This window comes from Sphingobium sp. TomMM15, assembly GCF_055397045.1.
Genome location: NZ_AP027314.1, coordinates 1,770,826 through 1,787,933 on the forward strand (window position 1 = coordinate 1,770,826; position 17,108 = coordinate 1,787,933).

20 protein-coding genes and 1 tRNA gene are annotated in these 17,108 nt (G+C 63.7%); 8 read left to right on the plus strand and 13 right to left on the minus strand.

Annotated features, from left to right (window positions below):
• The first annotated feature begins 25 nt into the window (after window positions 1-25).
• Window positions 26-841 (plus strand): hypothetical protein, encoded by an 816-nt coding sequence (locus ACZ51H_RS08810; RefSeq protein WP_464801592.1) that lies wholly within the window; start codon window positions 26-28, stop codon window positions 839-841.
• A 119-nt stretch (window positions 842-960) separates the two neighbouring features.
• Here ACZ51H_RS08810 and ACZ51H_RS08815 read toward each other — a convergent pair whose 3' ends face one another.
• The 4 genes from ACZ51H_RS08815 to ACZ51H_RS08830 form a co-directional block, all read right to left on the minus strand.
• Window positions 961-1,551, minus strand: a complete 591-nt coding sequence (locus ACZ51H_RS08815) for a histidine phosphatase family protein (RefSeq protein ID WP_464802875.1) — start codon at window positions 1,549-1,551, stop codon at window positions 961-963.
• A gap of 4 nt (window positions 1,552-1,555) precedes the next feature.
• Window positions 1,556-2,317, minus strand: a complete 762-nt coding sequence (locus tag ACZ51H_RS08820; RefSeq protein ID WP_464801593.1) for a cytidylyltransferase domain-containing protein — start codon at window positions 2,315-2,317, stop codon at window positions 1,556-1,558.
• 41 nt (window positions 2,318-2,358) lie between these two features.
• Window positions 2,359-3,366, minus strand: coding sequence for a KpsF/GutQ family sugar-phosphate isomerase (locus tag ACZ51H_RS08825; RefSeq protein ID WP_449474053.1), 1,008 nt, complete (start codon window positions 3,364-3,366; stop codon window positions 2,359-2,361).
• Window positions 3,367-3,654: 288 nt separating this feature from the next.
• The gene (locus ACZ51H_RS08830) at window positions 3,655-4,653 is read right to left on the minus strand and encodes an NAD-dependent epimerase/dehydratase family protein (RefSeq protein ID WP_449474054.1); all 999 of its coding nucleotides are present in this window, start codon (window positions 4,651-4,653) and stop codon (window positions 3,655-3,657) included.
• 191 nt (window positions 4,654-4,844) lie between these two features.
• Between ACZ51H_RS08830 and ACZ51H_RS08835 the strand changes: the two genes are divergently transcribed.
• Together ACZ51H_RS08835 and ACZ51H_RS08840 are read left to right on the plus strand one after the other, a co-directional pair.
• Window positions 4,845-5,975 carry a GNAT family N-acetyltransferase gene (locus tag ACZ51H_RS08835; protein ID WP_464801594.1) on the plus strand — a complete coding sequence of 377 codons (1,131 nt, stop codon included), beginning with the start codon at window positions 4,845-4,847 and terminating at the stop codon, window positions 5,973-5,975.
• Complete coding sequence (locus ACZ51H_RS08840; RefSeq protein ID WP_464801595.1) at window positions 5,972-6,832, plus strand: cupin-like domain-containing protein; 861 nt, start codon at window positions 5,972-5,974, stop codon at window positions 6,830-6,832. The genes ACZ51H_RS08835 and ACZ51H_RS08840 overlap by 4 nt, the downstream gene beginning before the upstream one ends.
• Here ACZ51H_RS08840 and ACZ51H_RS08845 read toward each other — a convergent pair.
• From ACZ51H_RS08845 to ACZ51H_RS08855, 3 genes are all read right to left on the minus strand, one after another.
• Window positions 6,810-7,877: a GNAT family N-acetyltransferase gene (locus ACZ51H_RS08845; protein WP_464801596.1), complete on the minus strand. Its 1,068-nt coding sequence runs from the start codon at window positions 7,875-7,877 to the stop codon at window positions 6,810-6,812. The two genes, ACZ51H_RS08840 and ACZ51H_RS08845, sit on opposite strands and share 23 nt — an antisense overlap.
• A 58-nt stretch (window positions 7,878-7,935) precedes the next feature.
• Window positions 7,936-8,301 carry an Mpo1-like protein gene (locus tag ACZ51H_RS08850; protein ID WP_464771260.1) on the minus strand — a complete coding sequence of 122 codons (366 nt, stop codon included), beginning with the start codon at window positions 8,299-8,301 and terminating at the stop codon, window positions 7,936-7,938.
• Between the two features lie 63 nt (window positions 8,302-8,364).
• Window positions 8,365-9,336 carry a serine hydrolase gene (locus ACZ51H_RS08855; protein ID WP_464801597.1) on the minus strand — a complete coding sequence of 324 codons (972 nt, stop codon included), beginning with the start codon at window positions 9,334-9,336 and terminating at the stop codon, window positions 8,365-8,367.
• An 85-nt stretch (window positions 9,337-9,421) separates the two neighbouring features.
• Here ACZ51H_RS08855 and ung point away from each other — a divergent pair, with 85 nt between their 5' ends.
• A complete protein-coding gene (ung, locus tag ACZ51H_RS08860; protein WP_464801598.1) occupies window positions 9,422-10,114 on the plus strand; it encodes a uracil-DNA glycosylase in 693 nt (230 codons plus the stop codon).
• Between the two features lie 260 nt (window positions 10,115-10,374).
• Here the strand turns inward: ung and ACZ51H_RS08865 are convergent, their stop codons facing one another.
• A complete protein-coding gene (locus tag ACZ51H_RS08865; RefSeq protein WP_464793696.1) occupies window positions 10,375-11,046 on the minus strand; it encodes a spermidine synthase in 672 nt (223 codons plus the stop codon).
• A gap of 139 nt (window positions 11,047-11,185) precedes the next feature.
• Here ACZ51H_RS08865 and ACZ51H_RS08870 point away from each other — a divergent pair, with 139 nt between their 5' ends.
• Complete coding sequence (locus ACZ51H_RS08870; protein WP_464801599.1) at window positions 11,186-11,635, plus strand: hypothetical protein; 450 nt, start codon at window positions 11,186-11,188, stop codon at window positions 11,633-11,635.
• 299 nt (window positions 11,636-11,934) lie between these two features.
• Here the strand turns inward: ACZ51H_RS08870 and rpoZ are convergent, their stop codons facing one another.
• Entirely contained in the window at window positions 11,935-12,279 is a 345-nt protein-coding gene (rpoZ, locus tag ACZ51H_RS08875) for a DNA-directed RNA polymerase subunit omega (RefSeq protein WP_449474068.1), read from the minus strand.
• Between the two features lie 123 nt (window positions 12,280-12,402).
• On the opposite strand from rpoZ, the gene ACZ51H_RS08880 reads away from it, so the two are divergent.
• Window positions 12,403-13,605, plus strand: a complete 1,203-nt coding sequence (locus ACZ51H_RS08880) for a phospholipase D-like domain-containing protein (RefSeq protein WP_464801600.1) — start codon at window positions 12,403-12,405, stop codon at window positions 13,603-13,605.
• A 23-nt stretch (window positions 13,606-13,628) separates the two neighbouring features.
• Here the strand turns inward: ACZ51H_RS08880 and ald are convergent, their stop codons facing one another.
• Window positions 13,629-14,744 carry an alanine dehydrogenase gene (gene ald / locus ACZ51H_RS08885; RefSeq protein ID WP_464801601.1) on the minus strand — a complete coding sequence of 372 codons (1,116 nt, stop codon included), beginning with the start codon at window positions 14,742-14,744 and terminating at the stop codon, window positions 13,629-13,631.
• Between the two features lie 225 nt (window positions 14,745-14,969).
• Between ald and ACZ51H_RS08890 the strand changes: the two genes are divergently transcribed.
• Window positions 14,970-15,060, plus strand: a tRNA-Ser gene (locus tag ACZ51H_RS08890).
• A gap of 329 nt (window positions 15,061-15,389) precedes the next feature.
• Here ACZ51H_RS08890 and ACZ51H_RS08895 read toward each other — a convergent pair.
• On the minus strand, window positions 15,390-15,653 hold the full coding sequence (locus tag ACZ51H_RS08895) for a hypothetical protein (RefSeq protein WP_464801602.1): 264 nt from the start codon (window positions 15,651-15,653) through the stop codon (window positions 15,390-15,392).
• A complete protein-coding gene (locus ACZ51H_RS08900; protein ID WP_464801603.1) occupies window positions 15,650-15,859 on the minus strand; it encodes a hypothetical protein in 210 nt (69 codons plus the stop codon). The genes ACZ51H_RS08895 and ACZ51H_RS08900 overlap by 4 nt, the downstream gene beginning before the upstream one ends.
• Window positions 15,860-16,053: 194 nt before the next feature.
• On the opposite strand from ACZ51H_RS08900, the gene ACZ51H_RS08905 reads away from it, so the two are divergent.
• Entirely contained in the window at window positions 16,054-16,641 is a 588-nt protein-coding gene (locus tag ACZ51H_RS08905) for a TetR/AcrR family transcriptional regulator (RefSeq protein WP_464801604.1), read from the plus strand.
• 105 nt (window positions 16,642-16,746) lie between these two features.
• On the opposite strand, the gene ACZ51H_RS08910 is transcribed toward ACZ51H_RS08905, so the two are convergent.
• The gene (locus tag ACZ51H_RS08910) at window positions 16,747-17,103 is read right to left on the minus strand and encodes a c-type cytochrome (protein WP_464801605.1); all 357 of its coding nucleotides are present in this window, start codon (window positions 17,101-17,103) and stop codon (window positions 16,747-16,749) included.
• Window positions 17,104-17,108 lie beyond the last annotated feature (5 nt).

Below are 17,108 nucleotides of genomic sequence, written 5' to 3' on the forward strand. Positions count from 1 at the left end.
CTCTTTCGATTCTGCGAGGTCCATCATGTCACGGTTGCAGATGGCGGCGGTTGCCGCCTGTGGTTTCGTTGCGCTTTCTTCCGGCCAGATAGCTGCCTCCACCCCCGGCCCGTGCTGGCAACCCTATGAGATTGAAGCGGCTAAAGTCCGGGATTTGCACGTGATGCTGATGCTGGGCGCTCTGCGGTGCAAGGGGGTGAATAAGGAGATAGAGGCGAAATATGCCGCCTTTGTCGATAAGAAGATCGGGCTGCTGAGCAGTTATAATAATGTGCTGAAGACGCGCTTCATGCGGGTGAACGGCATCGCCGAAGGGCAGCGTGCCTATGAGCAGTTCAACACGAAGCTGGGCAACAGCCATTCCGGACTGGTGCAGGCCGGAAGCTATTGCCCGATGACCGACACGCTGTTGACTTTGGCGACCGAGGCGCAGGACCGGGAATTGCCGCAGCTGGCGACGAACTTTTCCGAAAGCGCGCTGGGGATTGATGCGGTGTGTGAGGCGCAGCCGGTGGTGACGGCGGCGGCGGTAACCCCGGCAGCGGTAGCGGCTCCGGCGGTCGGTGCGGCGGAAGCTGGAGGGACGAAGCAGGTCGATGCTCCGCATGAGGCGATCACAGCTGCGGGAATGACCGTCGCGAAGGCAGCGGAACCGGCGGGGCAATCAAATTCCGCGGCGGCAGCGCTGGAAGCGGCGGCGGTCGCTTTGCAAAATGCGGCGGCGAGCCTGAAGGCGCAGGCTGCGGCTCCGGAAGCGGCGGCGGACAAATCTGTTGCAGCGCCCGAGGCGAAGCCTGCCGTGCTGCAACCTGTGACGGCCAGCTCAACGCCCGTGGGGTGAGCGGCCTGGTTTGACAGGAGCAATCGGAATCCGGGGAGAGCGCCCGCCCCAACCCTTCAAACGAGTCACGTGCCTCGTTTGAACCTGAAGGGGAGAGGCTTTTTGGGTTGTGATGACGTTTAGGGCCGTCGGTCCCAGTTGCAGAGGGTAACGGCGCCGTCAGGCGCGACGGTCAACTCGCCATAGGCTCCGGTGCGCAGCTTGAGCGAGGCGGGTGAGAGGCCGAGGGCGAGCAGGGCGAAGCGGGCGGCGCCGTTGCTGGTGACGAGCAGGTCTGTCCCCTCCCCGCTTTGCGCGAAATAGCTTTGCCAGGCGGCGATGCGGGATGGCGCATTCACGATCCAGCCGGGGGGCGGGATGGCTTGTTCGTCCCATTGGGCGAGCGCCTGCCCACCGATGCGGGCGAGGACTTCGGCTTCGGGGCGGCCTTCGTCGGGGCCGTGGTCGATTTCGTCTAGCCAGGGGAGCGTGCCGGTGACGGGCTGGTTGAGCGCGGCGGCGATGCAACTTGCGGTCTCGCGGGCGCGGCTGAGAGGGCCGCTGTGGATGTGGCAGGGGGCGAGACCTTGCGCGGCGAACCATTGGCCGAGGCGGTCGGCCTGCGCGCGGCCGCTTTCGACGAGGGGCAAGTCCGTGCCCGCGCCGATGCGGCAGGCGGTGGCGCTGCTTTCGAAGGTGTTGCCGTGGCGGATGATGAAGATGCGGCGCATGAGGTCAGGCGGGCGTGGGGTCGCCATGGGTGGCGATGAGGGCCTCTACGCGCTGGATGTCGGCCTCTGTGTCTATGCCGGAACTGTCGAAGATGGGCGGATCGACCGCGACGGTGGTGACCGGGATGCCAAGTTCGAGGAGGCGGAGCTGTTCCAGGCCCTCCAGCTGTTCAAGCGTGGTCGGGGGTGTTTGCTCGAAACGGGTCAGGGCTTCGAGCGTGTAGCCGTAGAGGCCGACATGGCGCCAGACGGGCGAGATCGGCTGGCTGTCGCGCAGGGCCTGTTCGTCGCGGATCGCGGGGATGATGGTTTTTGAGAACCAGAGGGCGCGGCTATCGGGTGCGCGGGCGCAGGTGGTGCCGCTGAAGGGCGAGCGGAGCTTGTGATCGCGCAGGGCGTCGAGCGCTTGCCAGTCAAGGGCGATGACGGGGGTCGCGACCTCAGCGCCTGCGTGCAGCGCGCCGATGACGGCGCTGAGCGCGCCTTGGGGCTGGAAGGGAGAGTCGCCTTGCAGGTTGACGATAAAGCACGGGGGCTCCGGGCGCTGGAGGGCGGCAGCGAGTGCGCGGCCGGAACCTGTCGCGATGGCGCTGTCCGTCATGGCGGCGACGCAGCCAACGGCGTGAGCATGATCGGCGATTTCGCGGTCATCGGTCGCCACCACCAGTTCCGCGTCGGCAATGCCCGAGATGGCGGCGCGCGCCATGGCGATGGTCCGGTGCAGCAGCGTACGCCCGGCGATCAGGCGCAGGGGCTTGCGCGGCAACCGGGACGAGCCCGCCCGCGCCGGAATGACGATGATGCTGTTCAGGCGACCCCGGCGTGCAGCAGGTCGTGCATGTGGACGGCACCCGCCAGCCGCCCGCCTTCGCAGACGAAGAGCAGCGTGATGTTATGCATGTGCATCAGGCGCAGCGCTTCGGAGGCGAGATCGTCAGGCCCCACGGACAGCGGCGGCACGGTCATGAACTGGCCGACGGTTTCGGTCAGCTGCCGCGTATCGGTGAGGGTCCGCCGCAAGTCGCCATCGGTGAAGGCGCCAATCAGTTCGCCAGCGCTGTTGACGACCGCCGTGCCGCCAAGGCGCGCGCGCGTCATTTCGATGGTGGCGTCGAGCAACGACGCGTCTTCGGCCACGCGGGGGACATTGTCACCGGCGGCCATCAGATCGCGAACCTTCAGCAACTGCGCGCCAAGACGGCCATTGGGATGGAATTTGTGGAAGTCATCGGCCGAAAAGCCACGCATTTCCATGAGCGCGATGGCAAGCGCGTCGCCAAAGGCCATCTGGACCGTGGTGGAGGTGGTGGGCGCCAGTTCGTTGGGGCAGGCTTCCCGGACGGCGGGCAACAGCACGCAGACGTCGGAAGCGCTGGCGACGGTGCTGTCCGCGCGGGCCGTGAGGCCGAGCAGCGGAATGCCGAACCGTTTGCAATATTGAATGATGGGGCCAAGTTCGTTGGATTCGCCCGAATGGGACAGCATCAGGACGATGTCGTCAGGCGTCACCATGCCAAGGTCGCCATGACCAGCGTCAGCCGGATGCATGAAGAGCGCGGGCGTGCCGGTCGAGGTCAGGGTCGCCGTCATCTTGCGCGCGACGATACCGCTTTTCCCCATGCCGGTGACGATCAGGCGTCCACGCGCGCTCATGATCATGCCAGCGACGCGAAGGAATATCGCGGCGAAATCACGATCGGAGAATTTCGCCTCCAGCGCGTTCAGTCCCTGGGAAGCGACGGACAAGGTTCTACAGGCGGTTTCCACGATCCGGCTGCCAGAACCAAAAGGCACAATTTTTGATAATGTCGACACAAGTTCGCCCTTTTTTCCATGACGCACGGCAGGTTTTCCTGATCGATGCGGCATGGCGGCAGCCGCCATTCCGGCGCTCCGCCCTAAACCTCGTTTTAAGCGACCCATTTCGGCTCGAAGCCGTCCCGGTGACGGGAATAGAACCGTTAACGGCAGAATGGCAATTCAATTTGCCAGCATGAGCGAAGATTTGCGCGCCTTTATTGCCACATATCCCGCAAATTATTGCTTATATGTTGAGGGCCGGAACTTTCCCCCGAGGCGCGCGTAGTGCCGTGCTTTTGTCGGTTATCCTGCGTGATAGTCGCGATACCAGGACACGAAGCGCGGCACGCCGACCTCTATGCCGGTGGTCGGCGCGAAGCCGATATCCTGGGCAATCGCGCTGATGTCCGCGAAGGTGGCGGGCACGTCGCCCGGCTGCATGGGCTGAAAATCAATCTCAGCCTTGCGCCCGATCGCCTGTTCCAGCACCGATATGAGATGCATCAGCTCTTCGGGCCGATTATTGCCGATATTGTAAAGCCGGTGCGGCGAACGGCTGCCGCCCGCCTTTAGCGATCCATCATCCGCAGGCGCGTGATCGAGGCAGCCGATCACCCCGGTCACGATGTCGTCGATATAGGTGAAGTCGCGCTGCATCCGGCCATGGTTGAACACGGGGATCGGCTCCCCCGCCAGGATCTTTTTCGTGAAGATCCACATCGCCATGTCCGGGCGACCCCAGGGGCCATAAACGGTGAAGAAGCGCAGGCCCGTCATGGGAATGCGGAAGAGATGGGCGTAAGTCTCGCTCATCAATTCATCGGCGCGCTTGGTCGCGGCGTAGAGCGAGACGGGATGGTCGGCGCGATCCTCCACGCGGAAAGGCAGGCTGTCATTGCCGCCATAGACCGAGGAGGATGAGGCATAGACCAGATGCCGCACCCGCCGTTCGCGGGCCAGTTCGAGCATGTTGACATGGCCCGCGAGGTTGGAGCGGACATAGGCATGCGGATTGATGAGCGAATACCGCACGCCCGCCTGCGCGCCGAGATGAACGATCGCCTCCACCGTCTGCCCCGCGAGCGCGGCGTGCAGCGCGTCCATGTCGGCAAAATCCAGTTCGGCGAAGGTGAACAGCTTTCCATGCCGCTGTTGCAGCGCCGCGATCCGGTCGCGCTTCAACGAGACCTGATAATAGTCGTTCATATTGTCGATGCCGATCACCGCCCGCCCGGCGGCGAGCAGCTGGTCGGCGACGGCCATGCCGATGAAGCCGGCAGCGCCAGTGACGAGAATGGTCATGCGGCCACCACGCTATGTGACAGGATCAGGTGGGTCGCCATGGGAATCTCTTTCAGCCGTCGCGGGTTAGCCCCATCGTTAACAGACAATCCGGCGCGCGATGTAAAGGGCTTTCCCCCAAAGAGGCGGCCTGCTGCCCCAAATGAGGCAGTTTAGTCATTCCCTAATCATTGAAGTTTATGCGCTTTGCCATGGACATGGCATCGCATCCCCTGCCCAACGGCACCCGTGCCTATGGCCCCGCGCAGCGCGCCCGCTGGACCGCTTTGGCGGCGGAGGCGGCCGAGGCGAACGCCTTTTACGCGCCAGACATGCTGTGCGCGGCGCTGGATCATCTGGCCGGGACACCGGGCGTGCGGATGGTCGAGGCGCATGCGGGAGGGGATCTGATCGGGTTGTTGCCGGTGACGGTGGCGGCGCGGCACGGACGCCTGCCGCTTTCCTGCGTTACCAACTGGATGCACGAGCATTGCTTCTTTGGCGCTCCACTGATCCGGCGAGGTGATGAGGTGGCGGCGTGGCGGGGATTGCTGGCGCAGTTGGATGACGCGCATTGGGCGGCGGGATTTTTGTATCTGCGGGGACTGGATGCGGCGGGGGCCAATGCGGCTGCGCTGGAGGCGCTGTGCGTCGAGCAGCGGCGAGGGCGGCGCGAGGTGCATCGTTATGATCGCGCCATGCTGCGATCCGATCTGGATGCCGATGCCTATTGGGAAACGCATGTGCGCGCCAAGAAGCGCAAGGAGATCAGGCGGCTGCAAAAGCGGCTGGCGGACCTTGGCACGGTGAGCCAGCACCTGCTGGTGGATCGGGCGGAACTGCCGCATTGGTGCGCCGATTTTCTGGCACTGGAGGCTTCGGGGTGGAAGGGGCGCGAAGGGTCGGCGCTTGGCTGTTCTCCGCAAGACGCGGCCTTTTTCCGGGCGGCTTGCGCGGCGGCTTTCGATGCCGGGCTGTTGCATTTCCTGCGCATTGACCTGGATGGGCGGGCGATCGCGATGCTGGCGAATTTCCGCCATGGCGAGGGCGCCTTTTCCTTCAAGATCGCCTTTGACGAGGAGATGGGGCGCTTTTCGCCCGGCGTGTTGATCGAGCTCGCCAACCTGCATGCGGTGCAGGGTGATCCGGCAATCGGGTGGATGGACAGCTGCGCTGCGCCTGATCATCCGATGATCGACAGCCTGTGGGCCGAGCGGCGGACGATCGTGCAATATCGCGTGGCGCTGCATGGGAGCGGGATCGACCGGATCGGGCGGGCGGCGGCTTTCGCGCTGGCCAATGGGGTGGAGACGATCGCCAGCCATATGAAGGGACAAGGATGACTGCTCACTTGCCGATCAGCGCGCAGGTTTTCGATGAGGAGGCGCGGGGGATATTCGCGGGCGCCTATCCGGATGCGTCGGTGAAGTTGCATCATGGGCTTGTTGGGCACCCGCTGCTGGCGATCGAGGCATTGGCCGGATTGGCGGAGCGGATGCCTGCGGCTTCGGTCGAATATAATCTGGGCAAGCTGCCTTTGGGCGTGCGGCCCGAGGATACGCCGTCCAACGGGCTGACATTGGGCGAGACGATCCGGACGATCGAGAGCAACGGTAGCTGGGCGGTGCTGAAGAATGTCGAGCGGGATGCGGCCTATGGTGCGCTGCTGGACGCGGCGTTGGCAGAATTGGAGCCGATCGTGGATGCGCGGACGGGGCCGATGCTGAACCGGGAGGCGTTTATCTTTCTGTCGTCGCCGGGGAGCGTGACGCCGTTTCACATGGACCCGGAGCATAATATTCTGCTCCAGATCATGGGCGAAAAGGTCATGACGGTCTTTCCGGCTGCTGATCAGGAGTTGGTGCCTGCGGTGCAGAGCGAGGCATTTCATGCGGGCGGGCATCGTAACCTGAATTGGCGGGATGATTTTCGCGGGCGCGGGACGGCGGTAAGGTTGCTGCCCGGCGATGCGATCCATGTGCCGGTGAAGGCGCCGCATTTCGTGGAGAATGGCGCGGGGGTGTCGATCAGCCTGTCGGTGACTTGGCGATCGGAGCGTAGCGTTGCGGAAAGCGAGCTGCATGGGCTGAACGCGTTGCTGCGGCGGCGGGGATTGCCGGTGGGGCGGATTGGTGCTGCGCCGGAGCGGCAGGGGGCGCGGCGGCTCGCTTATCGGATCATGCGGAAGCTGGGCGTTTAAGCAGGCGTCGGAGCAGCGCTTCGGCTTCCAGGCGGGGCGAGAAGCGTTCGAGGAGCCACCATTCGAGCGCCTCTTCGCGGGTGGCGAGGCTTTGCTTGTAGCGGTCCTTCCCTGCGAGGAGGGAGTAGAGTGCCAGTCCGCACTCTGCATAATGCGCGACGGCGGCGGTGTGGCACAGGAGGCCGGGCTTGTCCTTGGCCGTGCGGGGGGCGGCGAAGGCGGACTGGTAGTTCAGCGCCTGGCCCCGATGGATGAAATTGACGAGCAGGCCAACTGGGCCGCCATCATCGGTGAAGCGGAGGAGTTCGACTTCGCCGCTGGGGATGCCTTTGCGCGCGAGGGTCAGGAGGAAGCGGCGGAAGGCTGGATCTTCCCAAGCATTGTCTGCGTGGCGGCCTTCGTTGAGGACGCGCATTTCTTCCAGCCATGTGGCGGCTTCATCTGCGGTGGCGGCGGTGACGGTGGGGAGGCCGTTATGGTCCTTGATGGCGCGGCGGATCTGGCTGCGGGTGTTGGCGCTGAGCAGGGAGAGATAGTCGTTGTTCGCCGCGCGGACGGCTTCGAGATCGGCTTGATAGACGGGTGAGCGGTCTAGGCGGGTGGCGCGGTGGGTGCGCAGGCCGAACAAAGGAGAGCCGGGCGTGATGCCGCTAAGGCGCAGGGCGCGCCAGTCGGTGCGGCGTTGGAGGGCCGTATGGAAGGCTTGGACGGATTCGGCCTCCCGGCCCCGCTGGGCGAGGAGGCCGTTATATTCGACATAGGGACGGTCGGCGGCGGGATTGCCCGACTGGTTGAGCGAGAGGGTGGCGCAGCGGCCTAGCAGGCGCGGCTGTTGCGCATGGCCGGTGAGCGCTAGGGCGACGTCCCTGCCCTCTTCATCGGTAACGCAGAGCATGTCGGGGCGGACGGCGTAGCTTTCGAGCCAGCTGCTGGTCCAGGTCCAGCCGAGGAAGAAGGAGGCGTCCGATGCTGCCTCCAGCACTTGCCAGCGTTGGGCCAGCGCGGCGAGATCGGGCAAGGGGGAGAAGTGGGCGGTAAGGGCCATCGCCGCCCCTTGTGGCACAGCGGCGGGGGCGGTCAAGTCACTGGCGTGAGGGGATGCCTTAGAGGTTGAGGCGCTTGGCGGGATCGACCGATCCGTCGGGGCGGACGCCTGCGCGGGCGAGATCGCGGCGCATGCGTCCGGTGAGGAAGCGGAACCACATGCGGAAATCGGCGCGCAGGGACCAGAGGGGATGGCGGAGAGTGGCGGGCTGGTTGCGTTCGATCAGGGCGTGGGCGGCCCAGGCAAAGCCGTAACCGGCGACAGGCAGGGCCGGAAGCAGCCACCAGCGGCCGGTCAAGGGCATCACGCCGAGCAGCAGTACGACCGTGCTCGTCCCCGCATAGTGCATCGCCCTTGTCGCGGGGCGTGCATGTTCCTGAAGATAATAGGGCCAGAAATCGCTGAACGCCGCGACATCGCGCATGCCATCCTCCCGCTGCGGACGACAGGGCTAGAGCCAAGTTCAATCCATGTTAAGAGCGATGCGTCAGGCCGTGCGCGATTCAGGGGCGAAAAGGAAATAGTCATAGGCCGCTCGCGCCACTTCGGCCATGATGCGGTCGCGCGCGGCGTGGCCGCGATGATCCTTCATGACAAAGACGGAAATGGCGATCGGGCGACCGTCCGGCAGGGTGATGATGCCCGTGTCATTGCCGAGGCCATTGAGCGTGCCTGTCTTGTGCGCGATCGGCGTGCCGGGCGGGAGCATGGCGACGAGGCGCGCCTTGCCCGTCTTGCAGCGGGCCATGATGCCGAGCAGCATGGCCGTGCTGCCCTTCTTCAATGCCTTGCCATGTTGGATGGTGGAGAGGAGATCGTTCATCGCGCGGGGCGTGGAGGTGTCGCGGGGATCGGCGGCGAAGGCGATGTTGGGCATGTCTCGCGCATCCCGCGCGCGCGATGACAGGGAGGTTTCGACCTCGTCCCCTGCCCCGCCTGCCCCCACCTTCGCGCGGGCGAGCAGTTGGGCGGTGTTGCTGTCCACCCGCTGGCCGCGAATGCCGAGCGACTGGAGCCAGCCATTGACCGCCTGCGGGCCACCTGCGCGGGCGACGAGCGCGTCGGTCGCTTCATTGTCGCTGCGGGTGAGCATCAGGTCGAGCAAGGTCGTGACCGGCATCGGCGTGCCAAGGCGCGGGAGCTTTTCATCGAAGCGCAGCGTACCCGCATCGGCGAGCGACAATATCTTGCCCGCCACCGCGACCTTGTAGGTGCTCGCCATGGGGAAAAGCGTGTCGCCATTCAGTTCCAGCGTCTCGCCATTGCGCAGGTCGCGCACCGCTATGCCGACCGTCCCGTCGCTGAGCGCGGCGAAACGGGTGAACTCGCCGAGCAGACGCGATTGCGCCGTTTGATGCACCACATTGGGCTGGGGGCCGAAGGCGTCAGCCGTGGGCAGGGGCGCGAGAAACAGGGCAATGCCCGCCACAAGGGCGGTGGTGAAGGAAAGGCGCGGCATGATTTTCCTTTCCCTCATTTTAAGGCGCGGAGCAAGGCCGCCCGTGCGGTTGACAGGCCGTTGCCGGGCAGGTCATCAGGCGATCATGACCGCAACGATCAAGCTCGACGAAAGCTGGCGCGCGCCGCTGCACGAGGAATTCGACCGCCCCTATATGCAGGCGCTCAAAACATTTCTGGAAGAGGAGAAGCGGCAGGGCAAACGCATATTCCCCAAGGGCAGCGAATATTTCCGCGCGTTGGACCTGACGCCGCTGGGCCATGTGAAGGCGGTGATATTGGGGCAGGACCCCTATCATGGCGAGGGGCAGGCGCATGGACTGTGCTTCAGCGTGCAGCCGGGGGTGCGGACGCCGCCGTCGCTCAAGAATATCTACAAGGAATTGAAGAGCGACCTGGGCATCGACGCGCCGCGTCATGGGTTTCTGGAGCATTGGGCGCGGCAGGGCGTGCTGTTGTTGAACAGTGTGCTGTCCGTCGAGATGGGGCGCGCCGCTTCACACCAGAAACGCGGCTGGGAAGAGTTTACCGATGCGATCATTCGGCTGGTGAACCGACAGGAGGAGCCGGTCGTGTTCCTGCTGTGGGGTGCTTATGCGCAGCGGAAGGCGGCGTTTGTGGATCATACGCGGCATTTGGTTTTGAAGGCGGCGCATCCCTCCCCGCTGTCAGCGCATAACGGGTTTTTGGGGTGTCGGCATTTTTCGCAGGCTAATGCGTTTTTGGAGGCGAAGGGGCGTGGGGGGATTGATTGGGCTTTGCCGGAATGTGAGGTTTGATCGGCATTGAGCGCCACTGATCGTCATGCCAGCTGAGGCTGGCATCTCGGGAGGTAGCGTTTGGCCTGGTGGCTTGAGATCCCAGCGTTCGCTGGGATGACGGAGTTTTCGGGAAGGTGCTGTCCTCCCCATCGGGAGATGGGAGGGGGACCAGCCACAGGCTGGTGGAGGGGGAATGCGCAGGTTGTGCCATTTCCCCTCCACCACTCGCTTCGCGAGCGGTCCCCCTCCCCACGCTTCGCGCAGGGAGGATTTTGGTCTTATCGTTTCTGGGCGAACCAGATGACGTGGCGGGGGCCTTTGCCGTTGTCGCGGGCTTTGACCGCTACCTCATCGACCAGAAAGCCCGCGTCGCGGAGGCGGCGGGTGAAGGCGGCGTCGGGGGCAGCGGACCAGATGGCGAGGATGCCGCCGGGCTTCAGCGCGGCCTTGGCGGTGGAGAGGCCAGCGGAGGAATAGAGCCGATCGTTGGCGGGCGCGGTCAGGCCGTCGGGGCCGTTGTCTACGTCGAGCAAGATGGCGTCATAGCGTTGCTGGCTGGCGGCGATCTCTGCCGCGACGTCGCCTTCGATCAGGGTAACGCGCGGGTCGTCCAGGCAGCCGGCCGCCAGTTCGACCATCGGCCCCCGCGCCCATTCGATGATCTTGGGCACCAGTTCGACGACCGTGGCGCGGCCGTCCTGCCCCATTCCCGCCAGCGCCGCGCGCAGGGTGAAGCCCATGCCGTAACCGCCGATCAGGAGATGCGGCGCCTTCCGCCCCTTCAGGCGCTCAAGCGACATGACGGCTAGCGCCTTTTCCGAACCGCTCATGCGGCTGCTCATCAGCTCGTTGCGGTCGAGCACGATCATGTGATCGCTGCCCCGGCTATAGAGCTTCAATTCCTGTCCGCCCGGCACGGCGGCGGTGTCGATGAGTATGCGAGGAGTCACTGGCAGGTCCTTGTGTCGATGGCCCCGCATGGCAGCTTGCTTGAACCGAGGCAAATCATCAAAGGCTGGCGCAAGTGGCGCCCTGCCCCTATCTCGCGGGCAGTCCCCTTCCCCACTTCCAGCAGGCAGTCCTTTTTTCATGCGCTATTTCCTCGACACCGAATTCAACGGATTTGCAGGCGCGCTGATCAGCGTCGCGCTGGTGCCGGAATTTGGCGACGATGAATTTTACGTGTCGCTGCCGCTGGCGGAGGAGCCGCATGGCTGGGTGCAGCGCAACGTCATCCCCTATCTGCGCCATGTGCCGCCGGGGATCGACATGGAGTTGGGCCGGGTGGAAGCCGCGCATCATCTGGCCGATTATCTGGCGGGCGATCCGGAGCCGGTGATCGTCGCCGACTGGCCGGAGGATTTGGCGCATTTCTGCGCGCTGCTGGTGACCGGGCCGGGGCAGATGGTGGATATGAACGGGTTGCAGTTGCAGCTGGTGAATGCGGCGGGGTTTAGTGCGGCGGCGAATAGCCGGATACCGCATAATGCGCTGCATGATGCGCGGGCTTTGCGGGATTTTTGTTTGGGGAAGAATTAGCTGGCTTCACCCTGCTCCCGCTGGCGGGAGAAGGATACGCAGCCTTGCCAGCTTGCTGGTTAGGCGGAGTTGGATGAGGGTGCTTGCGTCCACGTTGCGATCCCCTCTCCCGCCTTCGCTTCGCTCGGCACCCTCTCCCCTGAAGGGGAGAGGGGAATTTAGACACCTCGTGCTCACAGCGAAAGCTGGGATCTAGTGAGGCTGGGGCGCGCTCTTCGGCATGCCGCCCCAAAACGGATCGAGGCCCGGTCCTGCTTGCGCAGGCCGAGCCTCATTCCCTCTCCGAACCGATGAACGGATCAGCCGTCGTAGTCGCCGCCGACATTCTGGTTGCGCGGCGGGGCTGCGGCGGTGAGGCGCAGGGCCTCTGCCGATTGGGCGATCGATCCGATTTCGTCCGGCGTGTCGTCGTCGTCGATCTGCACCTTTTGCAGCGACCCAACGAGCGAATCATGCAATTCGGCCGGGAAAACGGTTTCTTCAGCGATCTCGCGCAGGGCGACGACAGGGTTTTTATCGCGGTCGCGGTCCAACGTCAGTTCAGCGCCGCCGGAAATCTCACGGGCGCGCTGCGCCGCAAGCAGGACGAGGTCAAAACGGTTGGTAACCTTGTCGACGCAGTCTTCGACGGTAACGCGGGCCAAACGGGCGCTCCTGGCAAAATGATGGAAATCGTGAGGGCAGCGCCTATCAGCGGGCGGGCAGGGAGTCAATGAAAAGCCCATAAAGCCGTGGCGCATAGCGGCAATTAGGCGCATGAACGGGATATGGCGACCAACCGGCAGTCCCCAGCGAAGAGCGACGAGGCCGGGATCGGCCTGTCCATCCGGGGGCACCGGCTGGACGTGATCGAACATGGTCCCGCCCTGCGAGAGACGTTGATCGGCCTGATCGATGGCGCGCGGGACAGCCTGAAGCTCTATTATTATATCTTCGCCGCCGATGAGAGCGGGCGGATGGTGCTGGACCGGCTGATCGCGGCCCGAGGGCGCGGCGTTGCCGTGACGTTGATGATCGATGCGTTCGGATCGGCCGACACGCCGGTTACTTTCTTCGACCCTCTAATCAAGGCGGGGGGACGGTTTGGCCGATTCGGCGCGCGGCGGTCGACCCGCTATCTGATCCGCAACCATCAGAAGATGACCATCGCGGACGACCAGCGGCTGCTGCTGGGCGGGTTCAATGTGGAGGATGCCTATTTCGGATTGCCCGAAGAGGATGCCTGGGTGGACCTGGGCCTTCTGATCGACGGGCCGCAGGTCGCGGCGATGACCAACTGGTATGGGCAGCTGTGGCGGTGGGTATCGACCAGCAAGCAGAGTTTCCGCACAATGCGGCGGATGGTGCGGCATTGGCACCCGTCGCTGCGCCATGACCCCGATGATCCGATGCGATGGCTGATCGGTGGGCCGACCCGGCGCTTAAGCCCCTGGGCACAGGTGGTAAAGCATGACCTGGAACATGCGCGGCGGGTGGACATGGTGGCCGCCTATTTTTCGCCCGGACGCGGCATGCTGAAACGCATTGCGCGCGCGGCGCGGCGAGAGGGTGCGCGGCTGATCCTGCCGTCCCGGTCGGACAATGGCGCGACGGTGGCGGCGGCGCGGCTGCTGTACGGGCCGCTGCTGCGGCGCGGGGTGGAGATATGGGAATATCAGAAGCGCAAGCTGCACATGAAGCTGATCGTCATCGATGACGCGGTCTTCATCGGATCAGCCAATTTCGACATGCGCAGCCTGTTCCTGAATCTGGAGATCATGCTGCGGATCGAGGACAAGGCGCTGGCGGACGAAGCGAGGGACTTCATTAGCCGTCGCGCAGAGGAAAGCCGACAGATCACGCTGAAACGCTACAAGGCCCAGCGCGGTGTGCTGACTTTGGTGAAGCAGTGGATCAGCTATTTCCTGGTCGGAGTGGTGGATTACACCGTCACCCGGCGGTTGAACTTCCGCAATCCGGACGCGGATTAAGAGGGGTCGCTCCGGGGCGGCCGTCAGGCCAGCGCTTCCTCCGCCGGGGTAAAGGGCAGGTCCAGCGCCTGAGCCACCGCATGATAGGTCACCTTGCCGTCCCAGACGTTGAGACCCGCGAGCAGATGCGGGTCGGATTGCAGCGCCTTCTTCCACCCCAGATCGGCGATGCGCAGCGCATGCGGCAGGGTGACGTTGTTGAGCGCGTAAGTGCTGGTACGTGCGACCGCGCCGGGCATGTTGGCGACGCAATAATGGACAATGCCATCGACGATATAGGTGGGATCGGCATGGGTCGTGGGATGACTGGTTTCAAAACAGCCGCCCTGATCGATCGCGACGTCGACCAGTACGGAGCCTTTCTTCATGGTCTTGAGCATGTCGGCGCTGACCAGCTTGGGCGCGGCCGCTCCGGGGATCAGCACGGCGCCGATGACGAGATCCGCCTCCGCCACGCATTCGGCGAGATTGGCGCGATTGGAAAAGCGGGTCTTGGCCCGTGCCTCGAAATAGATGCCGAGCCGTTCGAGCACTTCGGGGCTGCGGTCGAGGATGGTGACGTCCGCGCCAAGGCCCGCCGCCATCTGCGCCGCGTTGAAACCGACGACGCCACCGCCGATCACGCAGACCTTGGCCGGGAGCACGCCGGGCACGCCGCCCAGCAGCACGCCCCGGCCGCCATTCGCCTTTTCCAGCGCCGTCGCGCCCGCCTGAATCGACATGCGTCCGGCTACCTGGCTCATGGGCTTTAGCAGCGGGAGGCCGCCGCCTGCGTCGGTGACGGTTTCATAGGCGATGCAGACAGCGCCCGACGCCATGAGGTCTCGGGTCTGGTCCGGGTCGGGGGCGAGGTGCAGATAGGTGTAGAGTATCTGGCCCGGGCGCAACATGGCGCGTTCCTCGGGCTGCGGCTCCTTCACCTTCACGATCATTTCGGCCGCTTCGAACACGTCGCGCGCGCTGGGGACGATCTCGCCCCCGGCACGGGCATACAGCGCATCATGCGCGCCAATCCCCTCCCCCGCGCCGCTTTCCACCAGCACCCGATGGCCATGCGCGGTCAGTTCATGCACGCTCTCAGGCGTCAGGCCGACGCGATATTCGTGATTCTTGATCTCCGTGACCGTGCCTACAATCATACTCAGCCTTTCCGTTCCGGAGAGATGCCGCATCTGGATAGGGTATCGCCGGAAATGTAGCTATTGTTCCTGAATGTAGGTTGCGGCCGGACATTTGCCTATCCGTCACGGTCTACGTAGCGCGACGGCGGGTGAAGTACCGCCGCGAAATTGAAGCAGGAAAGTCGCGGCATCCCCTTGCCACCCGCCGCGCCGCACGATAGGGAGCCGCCTTCCAGTGCATGCGGAGCGGTGGCCGAGTGGTCGAAGGCGCTCGCCTGGAAAGTGAGTATACGTCAAAAGCGTATCGAGGGTTCGAATCCCTCCCGCTCCGCCACCCAGTCTCAACATATTGCAAACATTAGAGAATTTGCCAAAAAGCGGCGCAAATTCGCGCGCGTTCAGTTCAGTTCGGTACTGCAGAGAGTCAGATGCGAGCCAAATCAGCTATCTCTCACCATGATAACTCGATAATCCCATTAAATTTTCATCATTTTATTGAACGCTGAGCCAAACATGCGGAATGCCAATAACAGGTCAAAACAGGCGCCGTTTTCTGGATAAAAGCCAAAAAAATGGCGGTAAAACAGGCAGATATCACCTGTTTCACCGCCATCTGAAATTCTGCTTTATCCCCTGTATGAGACCCCGCAAATCCAGGGGTTTTCAGACCCTTCTGATGCAGTTGAACTCTTCAGGCGACATTCGGGCCGCCGTCATCACCAGCGCGATGAAATCCTCACACATGAGACGCCTGCGGCAGCGGGGGGATGCCAGCTCGATAAGTCGCGCCCTGAAGAGACTGACGGTCCTGCGCTTCCCGTCCGGACAGAGCATCCTCACAGGCGTGTTGGCTAGCTCCAGAATGGCGCTGCGGTCATCCTTCTGCTCGCCTGCTTTCCATTCGCCATTGCGCGCCACCTTCTTCATCGGTCGTCCTCATCGATGTCGGGGACGCCCTGCCCCTGCTCCCTGAGATACCGACGCTGCTGCTTCAGACGCTCTGACTTCGCCCAAACCGCCTGGCGCGTGAGGTTGATCGCATATGCCGCGGCCAGCCTGTTTTCAGACTTGCCAGTCGCCACACTAAGCACCGTTGCCCTGAACAGTGTCACCACCTCTTCGCCAGCGGTCAAGCGCAGCGTCCGCCAGCGCTTTGCTGCTTCTGCAGTACTGAGGTTGGCCTGGACGAACTTGACCCCGCCGATCGGCCCAGAACCTTGGCGCCACCGCTGATGGCCACGCGCTTGCCTGCAAACTCGGTCGGATCAGCCTTGATCGTCATATCGTGACCTTGTGTTTTCAGTGACGCTGCTGTTACGAGCACAGAATGAAAAGGCGCGGACCATACGCGAAAGGACAGGAACGGCGGGACGAAATCCTGCGTGCCGCCGTCGAGGTCATCAGCCGTGATGGCTATCGTGGGGCGTCGCTAAGCCAGATCGGACGCAGCATCGGAATCGATGGCGCGCACATCATCTACTATTTCTCGTCGCGCGAAGTTCTGCTGCAGGAAGTGCTGCGGATGTGGGACGAGGGCAATGTCGCCAGCCTGACAGCTGACAAGGATATCTTCGCCTCGCTGGTGGAAACGGCCCGACGCAACACGACGACGCCAGGCTTGGTCCAACTCTACACCGCCTTCGCGGCCGAAGCTGCCGATCCGTCACATCCGGCGCACGACTTCTTCGGCGCTCGTTTCACCGCGCTGCAGGGATACATCGCAGATGAAATCCGCAAGCGGCAGGCAGCGGGCACCGTCACGCCGACGCTCCACGCCGATCATGCCGCAATGATGCTGATCGCGCAGTCAGATGGCTTGCAGGTGCGCTGGCTGGTTGATCGGTCGATCGATATGGCGGCAGCGCTGGCAACCGAGATCAATCTGCTCCTTGGAAATGCGGACGGACGGCGATGAGCGACCCGTCCCACCCATTGTCCGACGTCAACACGCTCGTCGGACGGCTGGCAACCACAATTCATTCGAAGCGATAATCTTTCTCAGTGCAATGCGGTCCGACGCTTATTTTATCGTTCTGAGATAAGCGATCAAAGCTGCCCTGTTTGCCGCGTCGGCCACATTCATCGGCATGCGTGTGCCCGGCGCGAATTTGACGGGAGCCGCAAGGAAGGCGTCCAGATTCTGCACCGTCCACTTGTCCCCTTGCTTGGCCTTTAGAGCGCTGGAATAAGTAAAATCGGGCCGGCTCGCAATCTTGCGTCCCACCACATCTTTCAGTGCGGGTGCCAGCGGTGTGCTGACCGCAGGCTTGTGACACATCGCGCACTGGGACTGAAACAGCTTGGCGCCATCGGCCGCAAGCGCGGGTGAGGCTACAGCAACGAGGGACAGGCTGATCAACAGGGTATAAGGTGACATGCGGC